We start from the raw sequence: 693 nt of genomic DNA, 5'->3' as shown, positions 1-693 counted from the left end.
GTGCCTTACCAAAAACGCAAAATTATCGCTAACTTGCATTTGCCAAGAACCGATAAGCAGCTGCCAGTTGTGATGGTGAGTGCAGGACTCGACAGTTTACAAACCGACATGTGGCGTTTGTTCCGCAATCACTTTGCTCCTAAAGATATTGCAATGTTAACCGTCGATATGCCATCAGTTGGACACAGTTCTCATTGGCCTTTGACGGAAGATTCAAGCTGTCTTCATCAAGCCGTGTTGAATGAGCTTTATTCCATTCCTTACGTTGATCATCACAAAGTTGGTTTGGTCGGTTTCCGTTTTGGTGGCAATGCCATGGTTCGTCTGTCTTTTCTTGAGCAAGAAAAGATCAAAGCGTGTGTGGCACTAGGCGCACCGGTGCATGATCTGTTTACCTCGCCGAAAAAGCTGCAAAAAATGCCGAAGATGTATCTGGATATGCTGGCTTCTCGTTTGGGTAAAAGCGCAGTTGATATCAACAGCATGGCTGGGCAGATGATGGCTTGGTCATTGAAAGTTCAAGGCTTCTTGAGCAGTCGTAAAACTAAGGTGCCAATTTTAGCGCTGAGCTTAGAAGGTGACCCCGTTTCTCCTTACAGTGACAACCAGTTAGTCGCGCTATTTAGCCACTATGGGCAGGCGAAGAAGATCAGTTCCAAGACAATTACAAAAGGATATGAGCAATCCCTCGAT

General features: G+C 45.6%; 1 protein-coding gene. It reads left to right on the top strand.

Features of this window, described 5'->3' with window-relative positions:
- The coding region (locus R7190_RS27620; RefSeq protein ID WP_318137898.1) for an alpha/beta hydrolase at positions 1-693 on the top strand (693 nt) is incomplete at both ends.

Source organism: Vibrio sp. 1078-1, from assembly GCF_033340475.1.
This window is presented reverse-complemented; position numbering and strand designations above follow the sequence as displayed.